Raw genomic sequence first — 18,583 nt, 5'->3', positions numbered from 1 at the left:
GTTTTTTAATTTGTGTATTTGTCTTGAAATCTTTAAGAATTTTGAAAACTATAAGAGTTAAATAACTGCAATAGTTTTGCCTTAAAGTCAAAAATAGGATAAAAATAGTTATTATACTACTCTATTTTAGACCAAAGCTAACTTTGTATCGATTGACAAGATTTTTTACATTTGAAGTCTATGTTACTTTATATTTATTTTGTCCTTACCTCAAAAGCCTAGCAATCTGTGCCGATAAATCCATAAAAATAATTTTTGGTAACCCAAAGTAATTTTGGAAATAGTTTAAATACCTGCCTTGTATAAATCAAAATACTTCCTCAATTTCAAAATCATTTCGTTGCCCAGCTTTTATATTGAGTTTGTAGTTTTTAGTGTTTTTGAATATATCATTTGTGTAATAATCTGTTCGGATTTGAAAATGAAATGTCGTGTCTTTTTCTATATCAAAATATAGATTTTCTATGGGTTGATTGTTTTGGTAGAGTTGGTAAGAAAACAACTTAGGATTATCAGAGTAATACAAAAATATCTTTGGATTTAAAGCAATAAGGTTGAGCGAAAATTTATCAAAAGAAACCCAGTTACCACTCACTCGGCTAAATTCTCTTATTTCAGCTTGATTGTGTATCCTGTACAAAGTCATTGTATGAAATTTTTGAAGTAATGAAGAGTTAGGATTTCCATAATTTAATAACTCTGTACTTTTGGTAGAAATAATATTCTGATAAGAGCTATCTCTCAAATATTCTTTCAATACAGTCCATTTATAATTGTCGGTTTTGTACAAAGAATCCGAAAGTTCATAATTCTTCCTCAATGAACTATATAAACTGACATCTTTTGGGTGATAGCCACTTTCTGCCATTTGAGTTTCTCCTTCTTGTAATTCTTCTAAAAAAATTGTCTTGCTTTTCTCTATCAAAAATCTACTACTGATTTCAAGTGATTTGATATTTCTCTCTTCTTGCCTTTCTTCCAAAAAAAAGTATGAACAACAAAAAATCCCTATCAAACTCCAAAGAGAAAAAGAAAATATAGTTTTAGTTTTCATTTTAAATAGTATTCAATAGGTTCTGGATGAAAAATATCTGTCAATCTAATAGCTATTTTATCGTTTTCTATAATTTTAATATCAAACCTTCTATATCCTGTTCCCCAATAAGATATGTTTGGGTAGGTTTCATCATCTACAAAATTCATCAAGTCTTTGTACAAATAAAGTTTGTGTAATTTTTGTACAAATTTATTTTCCTTAGATGAGCAATAATTAAAATCATTTTGAGAAATAATTTTATTAGAAAACTCATTTTTGGTTAGAGGATATTTTTCCATATCATCTAGAGAAATAGTACCTTTTTCGTATCTGATTTCTGCCAGTTTATGAGCATTTTCTATGTTGCGAAATGTGTATTGTTCTCTTTTACTATAAGCAATAGTAGCTCCTACGTGATACAAAAGTGTCAAATATCTGTCTTTATGAGCCTGTTTTATCGACTTTTTCAAGACTTGACTACTTTTTTCTACTGCAAAAACTTCGTTTTCTTTATTACTCTTTTGAGAAACGAAATAATACCCCCCTAAGAAAGCAATCAAGAACCAAAGCGAAACAGAAAATACAGTTTTACTCTTCATCTTTATAATATTTATTTAGGTAGTCAAAATCTTGTACGATAACAAAAGAAGTATCACTTTGAAGAAGCGTTGGAATTTGTACTTGAAATTTCTGTATTCCTTTTCTAAATTCTTTTGGGACAATGATAAATCCATTTTCATCAAATTTGGTTTCTACATTTTCTGGGTAAACGAGACGAGTATTCTCTTTATCGAAAGGAACAACACTCATTGTAATAATATAATATGGTTTGTCTTTTTCTTTTTTGTAATGCACATAAGGCACAACTTTTATATCTTCTGCTTTCAAATCAAGAGGAAAGAGAAAATATTTTCTTGAAAGTAGTTTTGCATCTTCGTAATACATAGTGGCAAGTTGTGCCTCAAAACGAGAATAATGAAAGGCTCTCAAATAATCGTCTGTATCAAAATAAAAATCGTCTAATTCTTTGTTGTTCATTCCCTCTTCAAACACAAAATCTTGATAACGCTTCGAAAGCGAGGAATCTAAAGCTGATACTTTTTGGACATATTCATTGAAAGCTGTAACGACTTTCAGATTAGGAAATTCGACGACGGTACGCTCTTCTGTATATTTGGGATTTGATTTTACTTTTTCTTTGACTAACTCAAATCTTGGCTCTTCAAAATAGGTATTATGAGTTTCTTGATAAATTTTTTGAAGTTCATCTCTTTGTTTTTTGAAACGAGCATCTATCTTTTTTATGTAATCGTTTTCTTCAACTCCATGTTCTTCAAAATGCCTTCCCACACTATGCCACGCTCTTGTTGCTAATTCAGTATATTCTTCCTTCAAGCCTATATTTTGATGATAATTATAACCAAAAATTTCTTTTTCAGTTTGAGTATAACGTTCATCAAAAAAAGTCTTGTACCCCAAAAAAGCGAGTAGAAACAACAGAATAGCCGTAGGCAAATAAGGGTTTTGTAGATATTTCATAACTAAAGAACGAAAAAAGACTAGATTATTATTTGAACAGACTATAAACGGTCTGCTCTACGAGGCTGACCTATATAGAAATATTAAAAAGTTATCTCAAAACTCTGGCAATCTGTATCGATAAAAATTTAGGTGTAGTTTAGTTTTCATTTTGGTATTATTATCTTTTAGATAAAGAAAGGTAGGCTTCATCATAACCAATAGCATATTCTTTTGGCAAGAGTGTATTTATTTTTGCTACCAAATCAAAAATAGGTTTTACTTTGACATCGTATATGTGAATTGATTTACTCTTTCCTTTGTAATTGACTGTGAAATCATATTCTACCATATCATCAATGGCATAATAGGAATAGCTTTTCCGAAGTTCGTCAAATTCTATTTTATCTAATAAATCAGTAATTATTTTTCTATCAGTTTTAGAAACTACTTTTGAATAGGATACATCTTTTATAGGTGGTGTTTGTAATCTTATATTAATACAATCTTGTGAGATTTTGTAATTATTGTGAATGAGCATTGCGCTTTCTTCAACTTCAATAGAAAAATCATCTTTATTGTCTATAATTGAGTTTGAAGAAATAGTAGTAAAAGAAAAAATCAAAAATAGAATAGCAAATACAACTGTTTTTCTCATTGTATAAATAGTTTAGAAGTTTTTTTATCTCAATAATCTAGCAATCTGTACCGACAAATCCATAAAAATAATTTTAGAATTTGCATTTCTTTCTAAGTGAAAATAGGCTTCATCTATCTTTTCTACCAACGAAAAAATATTTCTTTCATCGATAACTTTAGCAAAATTCTGTACAAATTTTAGTGTTTCAGATTCGGTACGGATAAGCTGTTCTGTGCCAAAATTAGAAATCAAAGATTCTCTCAAAATAGTCAGAGCATACATTAAAAGTGTTTTTTGACCTTCTTTTCCTAGGCTATGAAATACATCAGCTTGATTTACAAAACCTGCATAATCGTGTTTGAAACAAAGGCGCATCCAATCTCTAAAAAGCTCTTGATTTTTGTTTTGCGAATGCTCACTTAGTTTCATGGCTTCATTCAAGTTTCCATCTACTAAAGGCGCAATTTCTCCAGCTTCTTCTTCCTTTATATTCTGACTTATCAAATATTCCTTGACTTCTTGGTCAGAATAACGAGGAACTTGAATAAGCTGACAACGAGAAAGAATAGTAGCTAATATTTTATCAGTTTTTTCGGCTACCAAAAGAAAGATAGTATTTTTTGGAGGTTCTTCTAACCCTTTCAAAAGTGCGTTTGCTGCACTCGCATTCATATATTCAGGCAACCACAAAATCAAAATCTTGTAACCTCCTTCATACGCTTTCAGAGATAAAATTTTTGAAATATAACGACTTTCTGCCACCGAAATACTAAACTGCTTGCCATCTGTTTCCAAATAATCAGACCAATCTTGCAAAACTGGGTATTTATGTTTTGGTAAAAATTCTCGCCAACCTTTCATAAACTCCTCTCTCTCCTTGTAGGCTTTTGCTTTTGCTGTCGGAAAAACAAAATGTAAATCTGGGTGAATTAGCTTTTTGTAGCGAATGCACGAACTACACTTTCCACAAGCATCATTTTCTTGTTTGTTTTCACAATTTAAAAAAGTAGCATACGCCCAAGCAAGAGAAAGACCTGCACTTCCTTCATAACCTAAAAAAAGCTGTGCATGTGCCACATGATTATTATGAACAGCAGAAGTAAGCGTTTTTTTGAGTTGATCTAAACCTAAAATATCAGAGAAAAGCATTTTTTTGAATGGTGAATTATGAATGATAAATTGTGAATGAATGCAAAATATCTTTTTATTTATGATGTAGGTCAGTGCCGAAGGTCAGACCGAGAAAGAATTTAAGTTTACAAAGATAACAAAACATTTTCCTTCACAATTTGATTTTATAGATTATGAAACTAACCATTGAAACTCCAATCAACCGTTCTGCCAAAGAGGTATGGAATGGCTTTACAGAAAAACTATTTTTAAAACTTAGTCCTCCTTTTCCGAAGCTCAAACTCAATCGTTTTGATGGCTGTAAGGTAGGCGATGAAGTACATCTAGAATTAGATTTTGGAATTTATAGCTCAAAATGGACTTCCTATATTGTTGAACAAGCTGAAACAGAAAGTGAAATTTATTTTATAGATACAGCCGAAAAAGATTTGCCCTTTCCTCTCAAAAAATGGAAACATCACCACAGAATAAGAAAAGTAGATGAGAATTCGTGTATAATTATCGATGATATAGATTATTATACTTCATCTAAAATTTTAGATACAATAATTTATCCTGGAATGTGGGCGCAATTTGCCTATAGAAGTCCTGTTTATAAGAAATTTTTTGAAGAAGATTAAAATTTTGGCTCTCTAGGCAAACAAACAATAAAAGTAGTTCCTTCATCAACTGTACTTTTTACATCTATTTTTCCACCATTACTGTATACGATATTTCTAACTAAATGTAATCCGATTCCTCTTCCTTCTATTTCAGTATTATCTTCGTGCAAACGTTGAAACATACCAAATAGACGGTTTTTATTGGCTTCCATGTCGATTCCTATTCCGTTATCTTCTACATTTAAGCAATAATATTCTTCTTGAGATTCTGCCCATATTTTTATTTTGGGAGTACGTTTCGGAGAGCGATATTTTATAGCATTTGAAAGGAGGTTTTGCATAATACTATACATTAAGTCAGGAACAAAAGAAATAGTTTGTTCGTCTGTTAAATCTACTTCAATGTCAATATCGGGTTGATTGTAAATCTCTCGCATATCTTGAATTACCTTTCTAGTAAAACTAGATAATTCTATTGTATCAAATTTAGAACCCGAAGTTTGCTGTTCGACAAGAGTTTTGACAAGTGATTTTAATTTAAGGTGTAATTTGTCAACTCCTTTATATACCTCGTCCATTACCTCTTCGGCAGTTTGGGTCAAATCATTGTGTTTTTTTTCTAATTCATACAGTTGAATAGATGCCTTTATAGAAATAATTGGTGACATAAGGTCATGAGAAATAATATGAGCAAACTGTTCTAGTTTTTGATTATATCCTCTGAGCATGTCCATTGTTTTGGTCATTTGTTTTTGAGCTTCATTGCGTTGTAAAGCATACAGAATCGCTCTTTCCATGCCAAACTCATCCAATGTTCCTTTGACAATATAATCAGCAGCTCCTAAAGAAATAGCTTCTAAACCTACATGAACATCATTTAATCCTGTCAAAACAATAACAGGTGTTCCATAATAATTATCTGTAATTGTTTTACATGTTTCTAATCCATGACTATCAGGCAATGACAAATCTAAGAATACTAAATCTACTTTTTTTGTATTCAATTCTTTTAAACCCTCAGTAAGAGTGCCTGCTGTAATTAGATTTTTGACAGGGAATGTAGTCTTCTCTAGTATTTCTTGCATGAGAAACTGATCAGCTATATTATCTTCTATCAATAAAATATGTATTCTATTCAAAGTTCGATTCATGATGTAAAAGGTTATTGCTCAAAATTAAAGGTCACTTTTTGTGTTTTTGTTCTAGTCTATGAGTTAGGCAGTTTTACTATGGTCAGCCAAAAATTATTTATAGAAGAAACAATTTTGGTAAATTCATCCATTTCAACAGGCTTACTAATATAACTATTTGCATGATTTTTATATGCAAATTTTACATCTTCTTCATTTTCAGAAGTAGTCATAATCACAACAGGTATGAGACAAAGCTCCTCATGTTCTTTGATTTCCTTTAATACTTCTCTTCCATCTTTACGAGGCATATTCAAATCCAAGATAACTAAATCTGGTAGTCTTTCACAGCCATTTTCTAGCCTTTCGTACAGATATTCCATTGCTTTTTCGCCATCAATAACAGCATCAATATCAAGATTAAGTTTACTTTCAAGCAAGCTTTCCTGAATCAATACGGTATCAGCAAGATTGTCTTCTACTAAAAGAATTTTGATGGGTTTCATAATTATTTTTACTTTGTTTGTAAGTAAGTGTTTATTTGATTAGTTAGTTATATTTAGATAAACAACGAATCATCTATCTTTGTTTATTTTTATTTTATATCAACTAAGTGCTATTTATTTTAAGCCATTAATTAATTTGATTTTTTTAATGTAAAATGGATGGTTGTTCCTTCTCCAAATTTACTTTTTTGAGTATTTAGCCAAATTTTTCCGTTATGCTGTTCTACAATTTTTTGACAAAGCGCAAGTCCGATTCCTGTTCCTTCATATTGTTCTTTTGTGTGCAAACGTTGAAACAAAACAAAGATTCTCTCAGCAAACCTTGAATCAATTCCGATTCCATTATCTGAGATAGTAAATTCAAAATACTTTTCTGTTTCTGTATAAGATAATTTTATATGAGGAGTTTTTTCAGAGCGATATTTAATTGCATTTCCTATTAAATTTTGAAAAAGTTGAGTTAGCTTTGTTTCATTACCCATTAAATTTGTGGTAGGTAATTCATCTTGCAATTCTATTTTAGCTTCTGTTTCTTCTATTCTAAGAGTCAGGTTTTTGAGTGCATTTTGATAAATTTGCTGCAAATTTACTTCTTTATGAGGAGTTTCGTTGCGATGCAATCTTGAGTAAAGCAGCAAATCCATAATAAGACTTTTCATCCGATTTGAGCCTTCAATAATAAAACCAATATACATATCAGCTTTTTCATCTAACTGCCCTTTATAGCGTTTTTCTAAAAGTTGGCTAAAACTAGCAATTGCTCTCAATGGTTCTTGTAAATCATGAGAAGCTACATAAGCAAAGTGTTCTAACTCTTTGTTAGTTAGCTCTAGTTGTCGCATTCCAGCATTAAGTTGAAAAGCTATTTTTTCTCTTTGACTCACTTCCTGAATTAATTTTTCATTTGTTGTTGTGAGTTCTTCTGTACGAATCTGTACTTGTTGTTCCAACTCTTTCCTTCTTAGTTCTTCTCTATATTCATTCATATTTTGAGTAACAAGATAGAAAATTTTAGCTTGAATACTTTGAACAACATCTATTTCTGTCAAATTCCATTGTTTTGAATGACATTCTACACTCTGATTCCATTTAGCAAACGAATTTCTAGGTTTAAGTACAAACTCATCTCCGTTTTTGAAAATAGCCTTTTCAGGCTTTCCTCCCCAACTGATACTCTGTTGTAATTCTTTTCTAAACCAAATTATACGGCTATTATCTTCTTTTGAAATGGGAATACTGAGTAATCCTGAACAGATAGTCGTATCTATATTAATGCTTGAAATATCATCAGTAATGCAAGAGGAAAAAAACAATTCATTTTCATATTCCTTATCTAACCAATCCGTAATTTCCCAAATTTGTTCATCAGTTGGTGTGATTCCTATTTTTTTTATTTTTCTAGTACTTTCAATAAGATTGACAACAGCAAAACCATCAGCTTCCAAGAGCCTAAGAAAAGAATTTCCTTTCTTTATCATTCCTGCATAGATATTTCTCTCTTCATTGAGCGATTCGATAATACCTTCTGATAAAATTCTTTTTTCTAATCTATCATATTGAATGGCATTTTTTTGTAATCTGTCAATTTGTAGTGAAACGAGCTGACCAAAAAACTCAGATGTCATACGAGTAGAATAATCTACTCTTTTAGCAGAGTTGTGATGGCACGAGATAAGTCCCCACAGTTTATTATCGATAACAATAGAAATAGACATAGAAGAACCCACTCCCATATTTTTGAGATATTCGATATGCACAGGAGAAACACTTCGAAGCGTGGAAAAACTCAAATCTAAATAATCATTTTGTAGAGAATCAGCTAATAAAATAGGAGAGGGTTTATAATCTGTATCTACAATCAAACGCAGCCAATTTTTGAGATATAATTCTCTTGCTTGCTGAGGAATATCGGTAGAAGGAAACCATAAATCATAATAAGGATTCATTTCCTCTCTTTTTATTTCGGCTACAATTTGTCCATCATATTCTTCATTAAATTTGTAAAGCATTACCCTATCAAAATCTGTAATATTTCTTACTTCCTCTACAATTACTTTATATAGCTCTGTAAGCGTATTGGAATGTTGAAAACGAATAATAGATTTTTTATTGATTTGATAAAAATTATCTCTTATAAGTTCTGTTTTTTCTGTATCTATTGATTCTAATTCTAATATAAATCCTTGATTACTTTTGTGAATAATTCCATCAAATGGCTTTTTTTCTGTATCTATTTCTAAGAAAAGACGTAACGGGTTGATTGTTTTGTAATAAGCTGTTTCTTGTTGTAGGTTAACCTCTTTTATCTTTTTTTGGATAAAAAGAGTTTGTCTTTCTCCCAATAATTTAGAAAAAGAATTATTTATAAGGTCTTCAAAACTATAATTTGTTTCTTGTATTAGATTTTGACTTACTCCTAATACTGTCATTTCTTCTGAAAATACAATCAAAAAACCATGAGGTTGTATTGAACCCAAACGATGTATAGGCTCTTTTGCACAATTTTCGATAGCATTTTTTAATTCCTTTTCAGATAAATTAGACATAGATAAATAAGTAATTTAGGATGAATAAAGGCAGTTTCTAATAGGTGTCTGTATTAAGTATTTTTATTGTAAAATGTTTTTAGCTTTATAAAATGCTGCTTCAAAATAGAGATATGACTTTTCTGCCCCCTCTAAAAATGATTCTTTTTTTTGCTCTGAATTACACGCTTGTTCAACTAGTTCTTTGAATGACTTCCACAAATAAGATGTTTTTTCTTCATAATTTTTAAAGAAATCAAAGTTTGTAACTAAAGGAATTTCTTTATTTTGAGCCAAAATTCTATGAATCATCTTTCCTCCCAACATTGAACCCTCTGCTACATATAGCCAGCCCAAAAGATTCTCAAAACTAGAAAAATGAATTGTATTTTCTTGTTGTTTGAGTTCTTGAAAAATAGCTACAGGAAGCATTGCTCTTAATTCTATTTCTAAAGAATCTTTCTTGATACGATTTAAAAAATCTAGTTTTTTGATTTGCTCTTCTTGATTTTCATCTTTTAGAGATAAAAAAAAATGACTTTGATGTTCTAAATGAGAATGAAAAAGATAATTGGTACTTAAAAGCAACTTATAATCTTCAACAGAAAAGTTACTCAAACGGTCTGAGCCAATCAGACTTTCCATTAAATCATGCCTAGGGCGAGTAACAGTTCGGACAGTTTGAAGAATAGACATAGTGGACATGAAAGACAAAAAATAGAATGTTTAAAAAATAGTCTAGCTTTATTAAACAGTAAAGATACAATGTTTAAACTTAACTCACAAAATAACATCTTAAAAAAAAATCATTAAACAAATATAAGTTATAACACACAAAACCCCTACTCATTTTTGAAAAATAAGTAAGGGCGATATACTTTCTAACGACAACAGTAAGCCTTTTTTATCGTATAGATAGAAAACGAATTAGCTATTCACAGAAGAATTTTGAACTGTGTTTGTTTTTTTAGCATAGGTAGGACATGTTTTGTAAGAGGCACAAGAACTAGCTGTGATTACTAAAAGACAACCGATGATAGCTGATGCTCTGCGAAGATTTTTGATTGAAGTAATTTTCATAGAAGTAAATTTTGAGGTATAAAATATCTTTAGGATTACTAGGATAATGGTAAAATACTAGTTCAAGAAATAAATATAATTTAAAAGACGATAATAATACAAAAGTACGAAATTTTTGATGACTTGGTTCTGTCAAAATGTATTTAGAGAACGTATTTTTGTTTAAATTGGTATATATTAATGGTGTATAAAATTTAAAGCAAATAACTTGCCTTTTTGGTGCATACTACATCCTAAAGACACTAATCTTCAAATAGTTATAGCTTCCTTTTTTTCGTCGAGTATTTCAGATTATTTACCGAGCATTTTTATCATATAGCTTCTTTATGGCTATAAGTTTGAAAAGTATAGGCAAAGGCTAAGTAAAAATCCTATTTCCTATACGCACCCATACGTAATTAATAATTTAAGTTATGAGATCTCTATCTTCTTTAAATACTAATTTTACCAAAAACAATTTATATAACCTATATAGAAGTGTTTTTTCGCTTCCATTTTTTATAGTACCTCTTCTAGGTTACATTGTCCTTTTGGTAGTCTTTTTCTTTGGCTCTAGTTTTTCTACGTACGCCCAAAAAGGAATTTCTAAACAAATACAAGCCGAACAAATACAACAAGCACAAGCAATAATGGGCTTGCGTTTCAAGAAATTTAACTCTGATGATGGTTTAGCACAAAATAATATTACTGCTATTTTACAGGATACTCGTGGTTTTTTATGGGTAGGAACAGGTGACGGACTTAGTCGTTATGATGGATATGAGTTCAAAAACTATACGCACATAGTAGAAGATTCTTCTTCACTTTCCTCTGGAATGGTAACAGCTTTACATCAAGACGATAATGGAGTGCTTTGGGTAGGAACTACAAATGGAATCAATAAATATGACTTTACTCAAGATCGTTTTATTCAATACAGACTTAAAGAAAACAAAATTTCTAATCTAAATACTCGTACAGTAAGAAGTATTTTTCAAGATAGTCATGAAACACTTTGGGTAGGAACTGAAAACGGAATCAAGATTTATGATAAGCTAAATAATAGTATAGAATACTCACAAGAATATAATGGTCTTTTAGATGTTCCTGTTTTGGCTTTATTCGAAGATAGTGATAGTACATTTTGGGTAGGAACTGAAAATGGTCTTTATAAATTAGATAGACACCGTAAAGCATTTGTTTCTGTTTTTATAAATGACAAACAACTTACACAATTTCCTGTCTATACTTTTTTTGAAGATAAAAAACAAAATCTTTGGATAGGAACACAAGAAGGAGCTTTTAAATTAGATAGAAAAAAAACAGAAGTACAAAAATATTCTTCTACAAGTTTCCCACATACACTTAGTAATGATATTGTCAAAACAATTGCACAAGATCAAAAAGGAGACATTTGGGTAGGAACGTATGGAGGTGGAATAAATCGTTTTATAGCCAAAACAGAACAGATCATAACTATCCGTCAGAATGATGCTGAACAGTATTCATTGAGTGATGATATTGTACAAACTATCTACCACGACCGAAGTGGCATCATGTGGATAGGAACTTATGATGGTCTTAATAAATATGATGAAGAAAAAGAGGTCTTTTATAATTATCCAATTCCGTTACAATATGTAGCACACCATCTTCAAACCGAAATTTGGGCTTTAGAACAAGATTATTTAGGAAATACTTGGTTGGGAACAGAAAATGGATTGTATGTCTATATGCCAAAACCAGAATCAACAGAATGGCAACTCATCAAAATAAGTGATAAAATTGGACTTCGAAACAAACATATTTTGAGCTTATTAGAAGATAAAAATGGAAATCTTTGGATAGGAACACTACAAGACGGATTGTACAAATACAATTTAAAATCATTAGGACTTACAGGAAACTCTACTTCTGAAGCTATTCCATTTGATTTGACCAAATTAGCAAATAAACAAGAAAAAAATGACCCTCAACTTGCAGACAATAGTGTCTGGACAATGATGCAAGATACATATAATGATATTTGGATAGGAACAAATAATGGACTGTACGCCATAAAAGACAAAACTGAAAAAGTATATAAATATACAGAAAGAGATGGCTCAGGATTAAGTGATAATTCAGTATGGGCATTATTACAAGATAGATATGGCATTTTGTGGGTAGGAACGAGCAATGGACTTAATCGTTTTAGAAAACAAAGTAATGATTTTATTACCTACAATCAAGCCAATGATAATTCTGGTGGACTTAGTAATGGTTATATTGTTACTCTTTTCGAAGATGAAACAGGCGTACTTTGGGCAGGTACACATGGAGGAGGTCTTAATCGTTTCCATAAAGAAGCTGACAATTTTACACATTATACCGAAAAAGATGGTTTGCCTGATGGTGTAATTTATGCCATCGAACAAGACAACAGTCGTCATTTATGGATTAGTACAAATAGAGGTCTGTCAAGGTTTAATATTGATACGCAAGTTTTTAGGAATTATGATGTAAATGATGGACTTCCAAGCAATCGCTTTAATCACAATGCCATAGAAAGAACAAAAAATGGTGAACTTATCTTTGGTACAGTGTATGGAATTACTGTCTTTCATCCAGATAGCATTAAGGACAATAATTATATTCCACCTGTTTATCTTACTAATTTAAAGATTTTGGGTAGAGATATTCGTGCAAATGATGAAACAGGAATTTTGAGTAGAAATATTGCTCAAACAGACATGATAACGCTTGCTCACGGACAAAATAGTTTTTCGGTTGATTTTGTCGCCCTAAATTATCGCCTTCCTAAAAAAACAGTCTATATGTACAAATTAGAAGGTTTTGATGAGGAATGGCATTATACATCTTATCGTAATCATACTGCATCTTATACCAACTTACCAGAAGGACGAGAGTATATTTTGAGAGTAAAAGCTGCCAATAATGATGGATACTGGAATGAAAGTGGTGCTACTTTACGTATCTATATTAATCCTCCTTACTGGGAAGCAATTTGGTTCAAAATTGCATTAGCTATGCTTTTGATTGGTGCTGGAGCTTCATTTTGGTTTTGGCGAAATGGGGAAATGCAAAAACAAAAAAGCCGTCTTTCTATGGAAGTTCATCAAAGAACAAATGAACTAGAAGGAGAAAAAGAAAAATTACAGATTGCTTACAACGAAATTTCTAATCAAAGTCGTCAGATTTTAGATATGAATGCTGTTTTGAAACAAAAACAAGCTGAAGTAATGGCGCAACGTGATGACCTTTCAAAACAAAGAAATGAAATCGAAAATTCGTATCAAAATGTACGTATACTCTCAGATATTGGGCAACAAGTAACAGCTACTTTAGATTTTGACCAAATGGTAGCTGTTCTTTATCAACACGTCAATAGTTTAATGAATGCCCCAGGTTTCGGAATTGGTGTTTTGAATGAGAAAAGCAGTTTGATAGAATTTAGAGGATATTCAGTAGAAGGAAACCCCTTAAAGTATGATTTTAATGCAGCTAGAGATAAAACATTACTTTCTGCTTGGGCAATTCGTAATCAAAAAGAAGTAAAAATCGGAGACCTTCAAAGTGAATATGCAAAGTATGTAGCTGGAGAAGTAGTAGCAGTAGGGACTACAATTCCAAAATCGCTTATTTATTTGCCGTTGGCTATCAAAAATCGTCCTGTTGGTGTTCTGACAGTACAATCTTTAGAAAAAAACACTTATTCTGATCGTCATTTGACGTTATTAAAAGGGTTAGCTTCTTATGTTTCGATTGCCTTAGATAACATCCAAAATTATTCAGAGTTGGGTCAGGCTAAAAATACGATTCAGGAAAGTAGCGTGCGTATTATGGACAGTCTGCGTTATGCACAAACGATTCAACAAGCCATTTTGCCTACTGATGATATGCTTAAAAATAGTTTTGATGATTCATTCATGATTTTCAAACCAAAAGATGTGGTTTCTGGAGATTTTTATTGGCTTAGAGAAATTGAAGGACGCACTTTTATTGCTTCTGTTGATTGCACAGGACATGGAGTACCAGGAGCATTTATGTCTATGATTGGAAGTAGGTTACTCAATGAAATTATCAATGAAGCAAATGTTCTTGAACCTGCAAAAATTTTAGACGAATTACACGTTCGTTTGAAAACAGCTTTAAAACAAGAAGATTCTAAAAATGATGATGGAATGGATGTTTCTCTATGTAGAATTGATGCTTTAGAAGAAGATACACTAGAAAGAGAAATTGTTTTTGCAGGGGCAAAACGTCATGCCGTTTGGATAAGCAGAGGAGAATCACATATTTTGAAAGGCGATAAAAAATCTATTGGTGGTTGGAGAAAAAGCAAAAAACGTCCGTTTATTCAACTTCAAATGACTGCCAAAAAAGGGGATGCGCTTTACTTATTTACTGATGGAATAACTGATCAAAATAATATTGCAGGTGCAAAATATGGTTCGAAACGTTTACATCAATTATTAAATCAGAATTCAGATTTTGATATGAGTGAACAAAAAACTATTTTAGAAGAAGATTTGGATCGTCATCAAGGAAATCAAAAACAACGTGATGATATTACCCTTATCGGAATTAGACTTTAATAACTGGAAATTGGAGATTGGGAATTAGAGAATGGAGAATTACAAATTAATGATTACGAATTACAGAATTCAGATACAGTATTTAACTGGTAACTGATAACTGATAACTGATAACTGAATATGCTTGATTTATATCCTTCCTTAGCTCATAAAGATGTCATTTTGATGTATCAAGGGGCAATGTCTCAAACTATTTTGGCAACGATGGCAAAACGATTGCGTGAAGCTGAAGAAGATTATTTAGTTAGTAAACGTCTTTTTGCTATCATTATCGAACTAGGACAGAATATCAATCATTATTCTGAAAAAAGAGAGTTTTCTGTTGCTGACAGAAGAGAGGTAGGCTATGGAATGTTTGTCGTACAAAAAACAGACACACATTATATTTTTACAGCTGCCAACAAGATAAAAGCTGGAAAAATAAAAAAAATGAAAAAACATTGTGAACATATCAATTCACTAAACCCTAAAGACTTGCGTGTTTTTTATCGTTCACAGCGAAGAGCTACTCGTCAGGACGGACACTATGGAGGAAATATTGGCTTTATAGAAATGGTCAGAAAATCTAATAATCCATTAGAAACTGAATTTACTGTTTCAGAAAAAAATGAAAAAATGGCTTACTTTTCTATTCAAGTAAAAATGAATCGACTTGAGGTATTTTAAAAATTATTTTTTCTTTATTTTTATCAAATTCTTCTCGCATACTATTTTCCAGCGTAGTAATAAGTCTCAAATATTAATAAATAAACTACTTGGTATTCTCTTTTCTGATAGAATAACATAAGAAAAAATAGACTCTTTACGAATAATCCTAATTATGTCTTGTTTAGCTTTTTCCAAAAAAGCACTTCTCATATAAAACATTCTTAAACAAAGCAAGTTTGTTCTATAATTGATTATTAAAATAATCATATTATTCAATCATTTTTTAAACTTATAAAAACCAATTTTTATGAAAGCTCTTTGTTGGCATGGTAAAAACGATGTTCGAATTGATAGGGTAGATGATCCTATTATTGAAGATCAAGGCGATATTATTATAAAGGTAACTGCAACAGCAATCTGTGGTTCTGATTTGCATATATTGGCAGGAATGGTTCCTACAATGAAAGAAGGAGATATTTTAGGTCATGAGTTTATGGGTGAGGTAGTAGAAGTTGGAAAATCTATACAAAACTTTAAGAAAGGAGACAGAGTTGTTGTTCCTTTTACTATTGCTTGTGGACATTGTAATTTTTGTGATGATGATTTATACTCGCTTTGTGACAACTCAAACCGAAATGCAGAGCAAGCTAAAGAAAACTTAGGACATAGTATTTCGGGTATTTTTGGATATTCTCATATGTTAGGTGGCTATGCTGGTGGACAAGCAGAGTATGTACGTATCCCTTTTGCTGATTATGGTCCTATAAAAGTACCAGATTCGCTTCGTGATGATCAAGTATTATTCTTATCTGATATTTTTCCAACAGGATATATGGCAGCTGAAAACGCCCAAATTAAAAAAGGAAGTACAGTAGCTGTTTGGGGTTGTGGTCCTGTAGGTCAGTTTGCTATTCAGAGCGCATGGATGATGGGAGCAGGACGGGTAATTGCTATAGATGATGTAGAAGAACGATTAGATATGGCAGAAAAATATGGAAAGGCAGAAGTAATTCGCACTACTAATGAAAAAGAAGTGTATGAACGTTTACAAGACATGACAGATGGTTTTGGCCCTGCAAGTTGTATAGATGCAGTAGGAGCAGAAGCACATGGAACAATGTTGGAGAATGCAAAAGATAAGATAGAAAAAGCTGTTAATTTACATAGCCCTCATCCTTATGTATTACAGCAAGTTATTAAAAATTGTAGAAAAGGAGGCACGGTTTCTATACCAGGAGTTTATGTGGGTGTAGTAGATGGAATTCCTTTTGGTGCTGCTATGAATAAAGGGCTTACCTTCAAAATGGGTCAGACACACGTACAACATTATCTTAAACCACTTTTAGAAAAAGTAGAACGAGGAGAAATTGATCCGTCTTTCCTCATTACACACCGTCTAAAATTAGATGAAGCTCCAGAGGCTTATAAAACATTTAGAGACAAACAAGACAAATGTATTAAGGTTGTATTGACTCCTTAATTTATACCTATATGATTAAAACCTATTTTACAATGTATGTAAAATAGGTTTTTTTATATTTAAAAATTTTTTCTTTCTCTAATAAAACGAAAAGAAAAATAAAGAATATTTAGAAAAATGCCCATCAAAATTGTCATTCCCACCATCCGAGGATATTCTGTTAAATTAGTAAAACGAAGAGTAATATCATTAAAAAGAGCAGAAGGTTGATTGATGATATCCCACGTATTCCAACGCAAATATCTGCCAATATAAATTCCAAAACCACTTAAAAACAGGAAAAATATAGTTGTAGCAGTTATCCAAAAAGAAGAAACTTTATTTTTTGTTTGATTTTTTAGGAGCTGTTCTATATCCCAAAGACTCAGAAAACCAAAAAGTAAACCTGCCCAAGCGAAACAAAGAATCAGAAACAAATCAAACCAAACAGGCATAGAAGTTTTAAGACGTAGATGAAACAAATCAGTCAGAATGTAAGGGGCGTTAGGAAAAAATACAAGCCAAACAAAAAAAAGAATAGCTAAAATAATTTTACTTTTTCCAATCTTGGGAGTAATTGCTACAAAACTGGTCAGCAACCAAGGAACACACGCCAAAAATAAATTCCAATTCAAGAATAAAAACACTTTTGAACCTGTGTAAGAATAACGAAATACAGAAAGTCCGAAGCATATTAAGGTAACAAATCCTAAAAATAAAGTTTCTTGTATTCTAGGATGAATTTTGAATGTATTTATCATAATTATAAGTTGAAATAAGCACTAAAGCAAATTAATTGTATCACTTCACTTACAAATAAAACACAATGTAGAAAAAGTAAAAGGTACTGTGAAAAATATTGACATTTTTTTTAAAAATTTCAAAAATTACGTCATGCCGCAACTAAAAATTACTTTTTAAAAATAGTAGAGTAGTACGATTCTACTAATACATTAATAAAGGTTTTACAATAAGAAAAATTCGTAATTCGTAATTCGTAATTTAAACTTTATAAATCATTTTGTAGTGCATAATTCCACTTTCTTCAAAAATATCTCCGTCTTTTTTAAAGCCACAACGCTCATATAATGAAACGGCAGCAAGTTGAGCGTGTAAATAAATTGTTTCTACGGTCTTGAACTCTTCCTTTTTTTGGATTTGTTCTAATGCAAATTCTACCATTTTTTGTCCTATCTTTTTTCCTCTAGCTTCTTCCAAAACAGCAAAACGCTCTAATTTTATTTTTTTTGGAGAATTATCTTTGTGTTTTTCAGTTACTCTAAAACGAGCTGTTCCAACTGTCTTCTCATTATCATAATTACTTTCATCTATTGCTAGAATATGAGTTGCGATTTCATCTAGTCCATCAAAATCATCTTCTTCAGGAACATCTTGTCCTTCAATAAAAACAATTCTACGAATAGAAAAAGCACGTTCTAAATTTTCTAATGCTGTTGAATCAAAAAGCTGAATCTTCATAATAGAGGAGATAAAATAAATAAAAAAGAGATTTTAAGGATTAAATAAAAAAGATTTCAGAATCTAATACCACTTTTTAGACTAAGTTCTGTAATTTTGCAGCCACAAAAATAATTTATTTAATTTACAAAGGACAACGTTTTACTAAAAATACTTTCAAATTTTGAACGACTTATTAACTAATAAAAAAATTTATTTACTTAGATTAATTTGTAATTCGTAACTCGTAATTGTCTTTGATTCATTCATAAA

At 31.1% G+C, this 18,583-nt stretch carries 16 protein-coding genes; 4 read left to right on the top strand and 12 right to left on the bottom strand.

Translation table 11 applies throughout. The features are described 5' to 3' along the window. Positions 1 to 307 precede the first annotated feature (307 nt). The 5 genes from V9L04_RS13325 to V9L04_RS13305 all read right to left on the bottom strand — a co-directional run bounded on the left by V9L04_RS13325 (position 308) and on the right by V9L04_RS13305 (position 4,343). Complete coding sequence (locus V9L04_RS13325; protein ID WP_338790304.1) at positions 308 to 1,054, bottom strand: hypothetical protein; 747 nt, start codon at positions 1,052 to 1,054, stop codon at positions 308 to 310. After that, a complete protein-coding gene (locus V9L04_RS13320; protein ID WP_338790303.1) occupies positions 1,051 to 1,635 on the bottom strand; it encodes a hypothetical protein in 585 nt (194 codons plus the stop codon). The genes V9L04_RS13325 and V9L04_RS13320 overlap by 4 nt, the downstream gene beginning before the upstream one ends. After that, complete coding sequence (locus tag V9L04_RS13315) at positions 1,625 to 2,575, bottom strand: hypothetical protein (protein ID WP_338790302.1); 951 nt, start codon at positions 2,573 to 2,575, stop codon at positions 1,625 to 1,627. The genes V9L04_RS13320 and V9L04_RS13315 overlap by 11 nt, the downstream gene beginning before the upstream one ends. Before the next feature lie 160 nt (positions 2,576 to 2,735). Then, entirely contained in the window at positions 2,736 to 3,212 is a 477-nt protein-coding gene (locus tag V9L04_RS13310) for a hypothetical protein (protein ID WP_338790301.1), read from the bottom strand. Between the two features lie 24 nt (positions 3,213 to 3,236). Beyond that, the gene (locus V9L04_RS13305) at positions 3,237 to 4,343 is read right to left on the bottom strand and encodes a DNA polymerase III subunit delta' (protein ID WP_338790300.1); all 1,107 of its coding nucleotides are present in this window, start codon (positions 4,341 to 4,343) and stop codon (positions 3,237 to 3,239) included. Between the two features lie 155 nt (positions 4,344 to 4,498). Here V9L04_RS13305 and V9L04_RS13300 point away from each other — a divergent pair, with 155 nt between their 5' ends. After that, positions 4,499 to 4,945, top strand: a complete 447-nt coding sequence (locus tag V9L04_RS13300) for a hypothetical protein (RefSeq protein WP_338790299.1) — start codon at positions 4,499 to 4,501, stop codon at positions 4,943 to 4,945. On the opposite strand, the gene V9L04_RS13295 is transcribed toward V9L04_RS13300, so the two are convergent. From V9L04_RS13295 to V9L04_RS13275, 5 genes are all read right to left on the bottom strand, one after another. Next, positions 4,942 to 6,078, bottom strand: coding sequence for an ATP-binding protein (locus tag V9L04_RS13295; protein WP_338790298.1), 1,137 nt, complete (start codon positions 6,076 to 6,078; stop codon positions 4,942 to 4,944). The genes V9L04_RS13300 and V9L04_RS13295 overlap by 4 nt on opposite strands. Before the next feature lie 56 nt (positions 6,079 to 6,134). After that, positions 6,135 to 6,563, bottom strand: coding sequence for a response regulator (locus V9L04_RS13290; protein WP_338790297.1), 429 nt, complete (start codon positions 6,561 to 6,563; stop codon positions 6,135 to 6,137). Between the two features lie 131 nt (positions 6,564 to 6,694). Further along, a complete protein-coding gene (locus V9L04_RS13285; protein WP_338790296.1) occupies positions 6,695 to 9,109 on the bottom strand; it encodes an ATP-binding protein in 2,415 nt (804 codons plus the stop codon). 63 nt (positions 9,110 to 9,172) lie between these two features. Further along, positions 9,173 to 9,784 carry a biliverdin-producing heme oxygenase gene (locus V9L04_RS13280; RefSeq protein ID WP_338790295.1) on the bottom strand — a complete coding sequence of 204 codons (612 nt, stop codon included), beginning with the start codon at positions 9,782 to 9,784 and terminating at the stop codon, positions 9,173 to 9,175. Between the two features lie 231 nt (positions 9,785 to 10,015). After that, a complete protein-coding gene (locus tag V9L04_RS13275; RefSeq protein WP_338790294.1) occupies positions 10,016 to 10,168 on the bottom strand; it encodes a hypothetical protein in 153 nt (50 codons plus the stop codon). A gap of 413 nt (positions 10,169 to 10,581) precedes the next feature. Here V9L04_RS13275 and V9L04_RS13270 point away from each other — a divergent pair, with 413 nt between their 5' ends. The 3 genes from V9L04_RS13270 to V9L04_RS13260 all read left to right on the top strand — a co-directional run bounded on the left by V9L04_RS13270 (position 10,582) and on the right by V9L04_RS13260 (position 16,873). Continuing rightward, a complete protein-coding gene (locus V9L04_RS13270) occupies positions 10,582 to 14,745 on the top strand; it encodes a two-component regulator propeller domain-containing protein (RefSeq protein WP_338790293.1) in 4,164 nt (1,387 codons plus the stop codon). A gap of 120 nt (positions 14,746 to 14,865) precedes the next feature. Then, positions 14,866 to 15,411, top strand: coding sequence for a SiaB family protein kinase (locus V9L04_RS13265; protein WP_338790292.1), 546 nt, complete (start codon positions 14,866 to 14,868; stop codon positions 15,409 to 15,411). Positions 15,412 to 15,700: 289 nt separating this feature from the next. After that, positions 15,701 to 16,873 (top strand): zinc-dependent alcohol dehydrogenase, encoded by a 1,173-nt coding sequence (locus tag V9L04_RS13260; RefSeq protein ID WP_338790291.1) that lies wholly within the window; start codon positions 15,701 to 15,703, stop codon positions 16,871 to 16,873. A gap of 59 nt (positions 16,874 to 16,932) precedes the next feature. On the opposite strand, the gene V9L04_RS13255 is transcribed toward V9L04_RS13260, so the two are convergent. Then, on the bottom strand, positions 16,933 to 17,613 hold the full coding sequence (locus V9L04_RS13255) for a DUF1361 domain-containing protein (protein ID WP_338790290.1): 681 nt from the start codon (positions 17,611 to 17,613) through the stop codon (positions 16,933 to 16,935). Positions 17,614 to 17,854: 241 nt separating this feature from the next. Continuing rightward, positions 17,855 to 18,331 (bottom strand): GNAT family N-acetyltransferase, encoded by a 477-nt coding sequence (locus V9L04_RS13250; protein WP_338790289.1) that lies wholly within the window; start codon positions 18,329 to 18,331, stop codon positions 17,855 to 17,857. Between the last annotated feature and the right edge of the window lie 252 nt (positions 18,332 to 18,583).

This window comes from Bernardetia sp. MNP-M8, assembly GCF_037126285.1.
Lineage (GTDB): Bacteria > Bacteroidota > Bacteroidia > Cytophagales > Bernardetiaceae > Bernardetia.
Note: the sequence above shows the minus strand (reverse complement) of the source record. Positions and strands in the feature narration are given on the sequence as shown.

Bases quoted from the DNA above. Each gene is read 5' to 3' on its own strand.
- V9L04_RS13325 (WP_338790304.1), bottom strand. From the start codon at position 1,054: ATGAAAACTAAAACTATATTTTCTTTTTCTCTTTGGAGTTTGATAGGG.
- V9L04_RS13320 (WP_338790303.1), bottom strand. From the start codon at position 1,635: ATGAAGAGTAAAACTGTATTTTCTGTTTCGCTTTGGTTCTTGATTGCT.
- V9L04_RS13315 (WP_338790302.1), bottom strand. From the start codon at position 2,575: ATGAAATATCTACAAAACCCTTATTTGCCTACGGCTATTCTGTTGTTT.
- V9L04_RS13310 (WP_338790301.1), bottom strand. From the start codon at position 3,212: ATGAGAAAAACAGTTGTATTTGCTATTCTATTTTTGATTTTTTCTTTT.
- V9L04_RS13305 (WP_338790300.1), bottom strand. From the start codon at position 4,343: ATGCTTTTCTCTGATATTTTAGGTTTAGATCAACTCAAAAAAACGCTT.
- V9L04_RS13300 (WP_338790299.1), top strand. From the start codon at position 4,499: ATGAAACTAACCATTGAAACTCCAATCAACCGTTCTGCCAAAGAGGTA.
- V9L04_RS13295 (WP_338790298.1), bottom strand. From the start codon at position 6,078: ATGAATCGAACTTTGAATAGAATACATATTTTATTGATAGAAGATAAT.
- V9L04_RS13290 (WP_338790297.1), bottom strand. From the start codon at position 6,563: ATGAAACCCATCAAAATTCTTTTAGTAGAAGACAATCTTGCTGATACC.
- V9L04_RS13285 (WP_338790296.1), bottom strand. From the start codon at position 9,109: ATGTCTAATTTATCTGAAAAGGAATTAAAAAATGCTATCGAAAATTGT.
- V9L04_RS13280 (WP_338790295.1), bottom strand. From the start codon at position 9,784: ATGTCTATTCTTCAAACTGTCCGAACTGTTACTCGCCCTAGGCATGAT.
- V9L04_RS13275 (WP_338790294.1), bottom strand. From the start codon at position 10,168: ATGAAAATTACTTCAATCAAAAATCTTCGCAGAGCATCAGCTATCATC.
- V9L04_RS13270 (WP_338790293.1), top strand. From the start codon at position 10,582: ATGAGATCTCTATCTTCTTTAAATACTAATTTTACCAAAAACAATTTA.
- V9L04_RS13265 (WP_338790292.1), top strand. From the start codon at position 14,866: ATGCTTGATTTATATCCTTCCTTAGCTCATAAAGATGTCATTTTGATG.
- V9L04_RS13260 (WP_338790291.1), top strand. From the start codon at position 15,701: ATGAAAGCTCTTTGTTGGCATGGTAAAAACGATGTTCGAATTGATAGG.
- V9L04_RS13255 (WP_338790290.1), bottom strand. From the start codon at position 17,613: ATGATAAATACATTCAAAATTCATCCTAGAATACAAGAAACTTTATTT.
- V9L04_RS13250 (WP_338790289.1), bottom strand. From the start codon at position 18,331: ATGAAGATTCAGCTTTTTGATTCAACAGCATTAGAAAATTTAGAACGT.